This window comes from Nocardioides sp. NPDC057772, from assembly GCF_042798075.1.
In the GTDB taxonomy this organism is placed as follows: Bacteria; Actinomycetota; Actinomycetes; order Propionibacteriales; family Nocardioidaceae; genus Nocardioides.
On record NZ_JBHVKN010000218.1, the window covers coordinates 1 to 8,234 of the forward strand.

Sequence of the window (8,234 nt, forward strand, 5' to 3'; positions counted from 1 at the left end):
AGCCTGGCCAGCAGCTCGGGCGGTTCGACGGCGGTGAGGATCCGGGCGCCCGTTGGCGTCGATGAAGTAGCTGTGGCAGGAGGCGCCGCTGTAGGCGGTGCCGACGAGCGCGGCCTGCACCTCGCCGACGTACGCGGCCTGGGCCTGCGGGGTCACGTCGAGCTGCGTCCAGCCCTGCGAGCGGGCGGTGGTGATGGCCGCGGTGATCATCGCCACCTGCGACTCGGCGACGGCGAAGGCGGAGCCGTGACCGGTGCCGAGGCTCGGGCCGAGCACCACGAACGCGTTGGGGAACCCGGTGACCGAGGTGCCCTGGTAGGCCTCGGGGGAGCCGGCCCAGTGCTCGGCCAGCGTGCGGCCGTCGGCTCCGTGGATCAGGTTGGCGACCGGCATGTCGAGGATGTGGAAACCGGTGCCGAGGATGATCGCCTCGACCTCCGCGGTGCTGCCGTCGGAGCCGATCACGGTGGTGCCGTCGACCCGCTCGACGCCGGTCGCGTGCACCTCGACGTTCGGCTTGGTCAGCGACTGGAGGTAGTTGTTGGAGAAGAGGATCCGCTTGCAGCCGATCAGGTAGTCGGGTGTCAGCTTCGCGCGCAGCTCCTTGTCCCGGACGGCGGCCCGCAGATAGGCCTGGCCGATCTTCTGCAGCCCGTGCATCAGCGGCCGGGGGTGGTGGAAGGCGACGCCGACGGCTTCCATCGCGGCGTACTCCACGGCGCCGAGCGCCTTCTCGAAGAAGGGGACGTTGCGCTTGACCCACTTCTCCGCGTCCGGCACCGGGTGGTCGACCTTGGGCAGGACCCAGTGAGCCGTGCGCTGGAACAGGTGCAGGCCGTCGACCTGCTTCTGGATCTGGGGCACGAACTGCACCGCCGACGCACCGGTGCCGATGACGGCGACGCGCTTGCCGTCGAGGTCGACGTCGTGGTTCCAGCGGGCCGAGTGCCAGACCTCGCCGGGGAAGTCGTCCAGCCCGGGCAGGTCCGGGATCTTCGGCTCGTTCCACGGCCCGGCGGCCGCGACCAGGAAGCGGGCGGAGATGTCTCCGACGCTGGTCTCCAGGTGCCACCTTGCGGACTCGTTGCTCCAGGCGGCTCCCAGGACCTCGACACCGAACCGGGTGATGTCCTCGAGGCCGTGGTCGCGGGCGACCCGGTCGATGTAGGCGAGGATCTCCGGCTGGTTGCCGTAGACCCGCGACCAGTCGCTGTTGGGTGCGAACGAGAACGAGTAGAGGTTGGACGGTACGTCGCAGGCGCATCCCGGATAAGTGTTGGCCCGCCAGGTGCCGCCGTAGGTGTGCGCCTTCTCGAGGATGACGACGTCCTCGACGCCCGCCTCGCGCAGCTTGATCGCGGCGGCGATGCCGGAGATGCCGGCGCCGATGACGACGACCTCGTGGTGGTTGCTCATGCGGTTGCTCCTTCGAGTGCGGCCGCGACACGGCCGGGAACGTGTCGGCGGGCCGCGGCGAGGGTGGCCTCGCGGCGGCCGAGATCCATGAAGTTCGGGCCCATGGCGGCCAGCTCGTCGGCGCCGGGCTCGACCCGGATGACTCGGACACCGGCTTCGTGGAGGCGTGCCACCTCGCGGTCGAGCACGGTGGTCATCTGGGAGCGCAGCAGGCGCTCGACCCGGTCGAGCCCACGAGCGGGGACGCCGCCCTCGGTGGTCATCGGGGCGACCACCACGACCTCCTCGATCGCCGGACCGACGGCGGGGTCTAGGAGGAGGTCGGCCGAGACGGAGGAGACCGCGCCGCCGTCGACGTAGCTCCGGTCGGCGATCTCGACCGGCGGGAACCAGCCCGGGATCGCCCACGACGCCGCGACGGCCGCGCCGAGCGTAGCCGTGGGGGCGCCGGAGGACCCGAACGCCACCCGTTCGCCGGTCGCCACGTCGGCCGCGACCAGCCAGGTCGCGGGGTGGTCGACCCAGCCGCCGGAACCGGCCAGCGCGTCGCCGTACGTCCTCAGCCAGGCGGCGTCGCCGCGCCCGCGGGGGAGCAGCCCCGCCAGCGCTCTGTAGGGCGAGCGGCGCGCGACCCCGGACCGGACCAGGCCGAGCGTGGGCAGCGCAGGAGCGGGCCTCGGCGGCACCTTGCCGGGGTGGGTGGCGACGTGGGCCGCGAGGACCGGGTCTGCACCAGGAGCCCCGTCGAGAGCGTCGAGCAGGTCCTGCGGCGTACGGCCGGAGCCCAGGGCCGCGACGATCTCCGAGCCAGCGGAGGTGCCGACGAGTACGTCGGCGGTGCGCGTGTCCCAGTCGAGGGCCTCCTCGAGGGCGCGGAGGGCGACGGCTGTCCAGGCGAACCCGAGGGTGCCGCCGCAGCCGATGGCGAGTGCGCGTCGAGGCGTCATGTTTCGGATACTAGTGGTATTTGAATACCGGTGGTAGCCCGAACTGGTAATATCTGGTCCCGTGGGCCGGATCACGCGCAAGGAGTCGCACGCACAGACCCGCGAGCGACTCATCGAGACCGCACACCGTCTGTTCCTCTCGGACGGCTACAACGCCACCTCGCTCGACAAGGTCGCGACCGAGGCAGGCTTCTCGAAGGGCGCGGTCTACTCGAACTTCTCGACCAAGCACGAGCTCGGGCTCGCCGTGCTCGACGTGATCCACCAGGAGCGGGCGCTGTCGCTGGCGGGCGCGGTCAGCGGTGTCGAGACCGTCGAGGGCAGGATCGACGCCTTCGCGGCGTGGGCGGAGGCCAACATCGGCGACGTCGGCTGGACCGCGCTCGAGGTCGAGTTCGCGACCAGCACCCGCCGCGTCCCGGGCGTGAACGAACAGCTCGCCACCAGGCGCCGCGAGCTCACCTCTGCCGTCGCCGGCCTCATCGAGCAGCAGGCCGAGGACCTCGGCCTGAGGCTGCCCTCGCCTGCAGAGGACGCCGCCGTCCAGCTGCTCTCTCTCGGCATCGGGCTCGGCGTCCAGCGCGCGTTCGACCCTGACCTGTCGGTCGCCAGCCTGGTCGACCTGCTGCGGTCGTTGCTGGAGGGCGCCGAGAAGGCCTAGTGGGCCGGGGCCCCGTTGCGCTCGGGGGCGGGGAACGTGACCCGGTTCAGGCCGCGTACGGCAGGGCTCAGCAGCGTCGCCAGCGAGATCACCACGTAGGCGATGCCGGCGATCGCGAGGATGTTCTCGATCCCGTACGCAGCCGCCAGCGGTCCCATCGCCAGCTGCCCGATGGGGATGGCGATGTAGGTGCCGAGCTGGTCGTAGGACGAGGCCCTGGAGAGCAGGTCGCTGGGGATGTTCTCCTGCATCGACAGCTGCCAGCCGAGGCTGAAGACCTGGATGCCGGCGCCGGAGAGGGCGGCCGCGGGCAGCAGCACGGCGAGGTCGGTGGAGAAGCCGAGGGCCGCGATCGGCAGCCCGAACAGGGCCATGCCGATCATCCCGTAGAACAGCGGCCGCTCGAGCCGGACCCTCATCAGCACGAGCGTCGCGACGAGCACGCCGACGCCCTGGAAGGTCAGGAGCAGGCCCCAGCCGCCCGCGCCCAGCGACGACCCTTCGGCGCGCTGCGGCCCGAGGGTGAGCAGCCCGCCCTCGTAGAGCGCGTTGAGCACGGTGGCGGCGCCGACGCAGAGCCACAGCCAGCTCGTGGTGCGGAAGTAGTCCCAGCCCAGGCGCAGGTCGCCGACGACCGAGGCCTTGCTGACCGATCCGCTGAGCTTGACCGGAAGCAGCAGCAGCGCCGCGATGATCCAGGTGGCGGCATCGAGTGCGAGCGCCCAGCCGGCGCCGACGCTGAGGACCAGCAGGCCGGCGGTGCCGGGGCCGGCGACCGCCACGACCGCCCGGGTCAGCGACATCAGCACGTTGGCCTCCTGCAGCATGGTGCGAGGCACCACGAGCGGGATGATCCCCTGCTGGGCAGGCAGACCGGCGGCCGAGACGATGCCGTTGAGCGCGGAGAGGGCGATCAGGTGCCACAGCTCGGCGACCCCGGCGATGACCAGGATCGCGACCACCGCCTGGCTCAGGCCGGAGACCAGGTTGGAGGCGAACAGGATCCGCGCCCGACCCATCCGGTCGGCGATCACGCCGCCGATGAGCATGAACACGATCATCGGGATGGTGCGGGCCGCGAGGACGGCGCCGATGGCGATCGGTGCGTCGCTCACCTCCAGGACCGCGAAGGCCAGTGCGACCGGGGCCATGAAGTTGCCCACGAGGTTGATCGAGCGGGACGCGAAGAACCAGCGGAAGTGGGGTTCACGAAGTGGGGCTGTCGCCGAGATCCGAGCCATTCGAGAGACAATAGACCGTCTGGCGGACTCTATCTGCCGAAAATTCCGGATTCTGTCACGAGACCGTTACCCCCGCCGCTCGCATCTCCTCGATGGCAGCCGCGGTCGAGGCCGCCGCCACGCCCGCGGCCAGGTCGGAGAGCAGTCTGGTGTGGAAGCCCGCCGCCCGCGCGTCGAGCGCGGTGGCACGTACGCAGTAGTCGGTCGCCAGCCCGCACACGTCGACCTCCTCGACACCCTGGGCGCGGAGCCAGTCGGTCAGGGTCGCGCCGCCGGTAGCCGCGCCCTCGAAGCCGGAGTAGGCGGCTGCGTACTCGCCCTTGCGGAAGATCTCGTCGAACGTCACCGGGTCGAGGTTGGGGTGGAAGGCCTCGCCGTCCGTGCCGACCACGCAGTGCGCCGGCCAGGAGCTGACGTAGTCCGGCGGGTTGCCGAAGTGGGCACCCGGGTCGATGTGGTGGTCCTTGGTGGCCACGACCAGCCCGTAGGTCTGCTCCGGCTCCTTGCTCGCCGCCCGCTCGCGCAGCAGCTGACCGATGTCGTAGGCCACCCGGGCCCCGCCCTCGACCGGCAGCGACCCGCCCTCGCAGAAGTCGTTCTGTACGTCGACCACGATCAGTGCACGCGTCATGCTCGCCAGCGTAGACGGTGACGGTTCGTCTAGGTATGCAGCCGAACCGTCACATCCCTAGCGGAGTTCCACCTGGGCTGTGACGGTTGGTCTGCATACCTAGACGAACATCCGGCCGGGCGGCGCGCGATCAGATGAACTGGGTGGGGATCGCGGGATCGCCCTTGAGGAGCGAGTGCGCGATGACCGGGAGCTCGGCGACGGAGGCCTGGTGGCGGTCACGGGCCGCGTCGAGGGGCTCGCGGCCGACGACCTCGCCCTTGCTCACCAGCTGGGTGAGGAGGGGACGGTCGTTGTCGTCACCCTGAGGAGGGGTGCCGATGCCGATCACCTCGGCGTCGGCGACGTCCTTCCGGTCGCGGCGGCGCAGGGCGTACTTCCGGCCGCCGATCGAGGTCTTCGCGGCGCTCTTCTTGGCGACCGGCTCCAGCTCGCCGGAGGCGCCCTCGCGGGCGACCAGCTTGTAGACGAAGCCGGCGGTCGGGTGGCCGGAGCCGGTGACCAGCTGGGTGCCGACGCCGTAGCCGTCGACCGGGGCTGCCGCGAGGCCGGCGATGGCGTACTCGTCCAGGTCGCTGGTGACGATGATCTTCGTCTCGGTGGCGCCGAGGTCGTCGAGCTGGCGGCGTACGTCCTGGGCGAGGAGTCCGAGGTCGCCGGAGTCGATCCGCACCGCGCCGAGCTCGGGGCCGGCGATCTCGACCGCCTTCGCCACCGCCTCGGCGATGTCGTAGGTGTCCACGAGCAGCGTGGTGCCCTTGCCGAGGGAGGCGACCTGCGCGCGGAAGGCCTGCTCCTCGGTGTCGTGCAGGAGGGTGAAGGCATGCGCCGAGGTGCCGGTGGTGGGCACGCCGAAGCGGGCGCGGGCGGCGAGGTTGGAGGTGGCGGTGAACCCGGCCACGTAGGCCGCACGGGCGGCGGCGATCGCGGCCGACTCGTGGGTACGCCGCGAGCCCATCTCGATGCAGGGCCGCTCGCCGGCCGCCATCGTCATCCGGGACGCCGCGGTCGCGATGGCCGAGTCGTGGTTGTAGATCGAGAGCAGCACCGTCTCCAGGACGACCGCCTCGGCGAAGCTGGCCTCGACGACCAGCAGCGGCGAGTGCGGGAAGAAGGTCTCGCCCTCGGCGTACCCCCAGACGTCGCCGGTGAAGCGGTAGCCGGCCAACCACTCCAGGGTGGGGCCGTCGACGACGCCCTCCAGGACGGCCAGCTGCTCGGAGTCGAAGCGGAACGCCTCGATGGCATCGAGCGCCCGGCCGACCCCGGCCACCACGCCGTAGCGCCGCCCGCCGGCCAGGCGCCGGGGGAAGAGCTCGAAGACGGCACGGCGCTCCGCCGTGCCCGCCTTCAGGGCTGCCTGGAGCATGGTCAGCTCGTAGTGATCTGTCAGGAGCGCGGTCGAGTCCGCTGTCGAGTCCACCAGCACATCGTGGCACGATGGTCTGTATGAGCGCGCCAAGCCCAGTGGAGCTCGACGAGCCCGAGGTCGATGACCTCGTCGCGCCCGCGACCCCGTGGGTGACCATCGTCTGGAACGACCCGGTCAACCTGATGTCCTACGTCACCTTCGTCTTCCAGAAGTACTTCGGCTACTCCAAGAAGAAGTCGGAGAAGCTGATGATGGAGGTGCACAACGACGGCAAGTCGGCCGTCTCCTCCGGCTCGCGCGAGGAGATGGAGCGCGACGTGCAGGCGATGCACGAGTACGGACTGTGGGCGACGCTGGAGAAGCAGGATTGATGGGCGGGTTCAGCTACCACCGCCGCAGCAAGCAGATCATCGCGACCTTCTCGGGGTTCGAGGCCGACCTGCTCCGCTCGCTGGCCTCGCAGCTCGTCGAGCTGCTGCGCAACGAGGTCGCGGCGCCGGCGGAGAGCGACGACCCCCTCGAGGCGCTGCTCGACTTCTCGGGGCCGACGACGGAGCCCGAGGACCCGGTGCTGAAGCGCCTGTTCCCCTCGGCCTACGGCGACGACGCCGAGGCGGCCGGGGAGTTCCGTCGGTTCACCGAGGGCGGACTCCGCGACGGCAAGGCGCGCGCCGCCTCCACGATCATCGACTCCCTCGAGGAGGCCGGGCTGCCGCCCGAGCTCGACGAGGACGGGCTCGTCATCGACGTCGAGCTCTCCATCGGCGACGCCGAGGCGTGGATGCGCTCCTTCACCGACATCCGGCTCGCGCTGGCGACCAGGCTCGGCGTCGAGGAGGGCGACGAGGACTTCTGGGACTCGCTGCCCGAGGACGACCCCGCCGGCCAGGTCTACGGGATCTACCAGTGGGTCGGGATCCTGCAGGAGACCATCGTCGAGGCCCTCGTCGCCGCGAGCTGAGCCGGTCCTACACCAACGCGACGTGGTCCGGAGGCCGATGTCCGCAACCTGGGCAAAGACCGGCCGTCGGCTCGTGCCGCCTAGGCTGATCCTGTGCTGACCATCGACCAGGCGACGTACGACGCGATCGTCGCTCACGCGAAGCGCGACCATCCCGACGAGGCGTGCGGGATCGTCGCGGGCCCTGAGGGGTCCGACCGGCCCGAGCGGTTCATCGAGATGATCAACGCCGCGGGCTCGCCGACCTTCTACGAGTTCGACTCGACCGATCTGCTCCAGCTCTACAAGGAGATGGACGCGAACGACGAGGAGCCGGTGATCGTCTACCACTCCCACACGGCCACCGAGGCCTACCCGTCCCGCACCGACATCGGGTTGGCGATGGAGCCGAACGCCCACTACGTGCTGGTCAGCACCCGAGAGCACGGCAATGACGACGGCCCGGTCGAGTTCCGGTCGTTCCGGATCGTCGACGGCAACGTCACCGAGGAAGAAATCACCATCGTCCCGACGTTGTCGTGACGCGCAACACCTACATCTAGGAGAACGAACCCATGGCCATCGAGGTCAAGATCCCGACCATCCTCCGCACCTACACCGCCGGTGAGAAGGCAGTCAGCGCCGAGGGCAAGACCCTGAGCGCGCTCATCGACGACCTCGAGGCGAACCACTCCGGCATCAAGGAGCGCCTCATCGACAACGGTGACCTGCGCCGCTTCGTCAACGTCTACATCAACGACGAGGACGTCCGCTTCATCGGCGGTCTCGACGCCGAGCTCAAGGACGGCGACCAGGTCGTTGTCCTCCCCGCCGTCGCCGGCGGCTGCTGAGCTGTGTGGATGCTCACCGAGGTAACTCGGTGAGCGCTCACTCCCCTCGCGGAGTTCCGCGAAGGAAGTGGTTGCAGACCGAGGTATCTCGGTCTGCAACCAGCGGTTTCTCACCCCAGAATATGTGGGTTTTACACAACTGTCGCTGCCGACGGATGTTTGAGTGTAGTTGTCG

10 protein-coding genes are annotated in these 8,234 nt (G+C 70.1%); 5 read left to right on the forward strand and 5 right to left on the reverse strand.

Going from position 1 to position 8,234, the window contains the following annotated elements:
* A partial coding sequence (locus ACFVJS_RS23960; protein ID WP_378885728.1) for a flavin-containing monooxygenase occupies window positions 1-1,416 on the reverse strand: 1,416 nt, incomplete at its 3' end.
* Window positions 1,413-2,363, reverse strand: coding sequence for a patatin-like phospholipase family protein (locus ACFVJS_RS23965; RefSeq protein WP_378885730.1), 951 nt, complete (start codon window positions 2,361-2,363; stop codon window positions 1,413-1,415). The genes ACFVJS_RS23960 and ACFVJS_RS23965, both read right to left, overlap by 4 nt.
* Before the next feature lie 61 nt (window positions 2,364-2,424).
* Here ACFVJS_RS23965 and ACFVJS_RS23970 point away from each other — a divergent pair, with 61 nt between their 5' ends.
* Entirely contained in the window at window positions 2,425-3,024 is a 600-nt protein-coding gene (locus tag ACFVJS_RS23970) for a TetR/AcrR family transcriptional regulator (RefSeq protein WP_378885731.1), read from the forward strand.
* Here ACFVJS_RS23970 and ACFVJS_RS23975 read toward each other — a convergent pair.
* From ACFVJS_RS23975 to ACFVJS_RS23985, 3 genes are all read right to left on the reverse strand, one after another.
* Complete coding sequence (locus tag ACFVJS_RS23975) at window positions 3,021-4,265, reverse strand: MFS transporter (protein ID WP_378885732.1); 1,245 nt, start codon at window positions 4,263-4,265, stop codon at window positions 3,021-3,023. The two genes, ACFVJS_RS23970 and ACFVJS_RS23975, sit on opposite strands and share 4 nt — an antisense overlap.
* Window positions 4,266-4,320: 55 nt before the next feature.
* Complete coding sequence (locus tag ACFVJS_RS23980; protein WP_378885734.1) at window positions 4,321-4,896, reverse strand: isochorismatase family protein; 576 nt, start codon at window positions 4,894-4,896, stop codon at window positions 4,321-4,323.
* A gap of 130 nt (window positions 4,897-5,026) precedes the next feature.
* On the reverse strand, window positions 5,027-6,319 hold the full coding sequence (locus tag ACFVJS_RS23985; protein WP_378885736.1) for a nicotinate phosphoribosyltransferase: 1,293 nt from the start codon (window positions 6,317-6,319) through the stop codon (window positions 5,027-5,029).
* 26 nt (window positions 6,320-6,345) lie between these two features.
* Here ACFVJS_RS23985 and clpS point away from each other — a divergent pair, with 26 nt between their 5' ends.
* From clpS to ACFVJS_RS24005, 4 genes are all read left to right on the forward strand, one after another.
* Window positions 6,346-6,639 carry an ATP-dependent Clp protease adapter ClpS gene (gene clpS, locus ACFVJS_RS23990; protein WP_040755277.1) on the forward strand — a complete coding sequence of 98 codons (294 nt, stop codon included), beginning with the start codon at window positions 6,346-6,348 and terminating at the stop codon, window positions 6,637-6,639.
* Window positions 6,639-7,229, forward strand: coding sequence for a DUF2017 domain-containing protein (locus ACFVJS_RS23995; RefSeq protein WP_378885737.1), 591 nt, complete (start codon window positions 6,639-6,641; stop codon window positions 7,227-7,229). Before clpS ends, ACFVJS_RS23995 begins: the two co-directional genes overlap by 1 nt.
* Before the next feature lie 93 nt (window positions 7,230-7,322).
* Complete coding sequence (locus ACFVJS_RS24000) at window positions 7,323-7,751, forward strand: Mov34/MPN/PAD-1 family protein (RefSeq protein ID WP_378885738.1); 429 nt, start codon at window positions 7,323-7,325, stop codon at window positions 7,749-7,751.
* Window positions 7,752-7,783: 32 nt separating this feature from the next.
* Window positions 7,784-8,059: a MoaD family protein gene (locus tag ACFVJS_RS24005; protein ID WP_008358635.1), complete on the forward strand. Its 276-nt coding sequence runs from the start codon at window positions 7,784-7,786 to the stop codon at window positions 8,057-8,059.
* Window positions 8,060-8,234 lie beyond the last annotated feature (175 nt).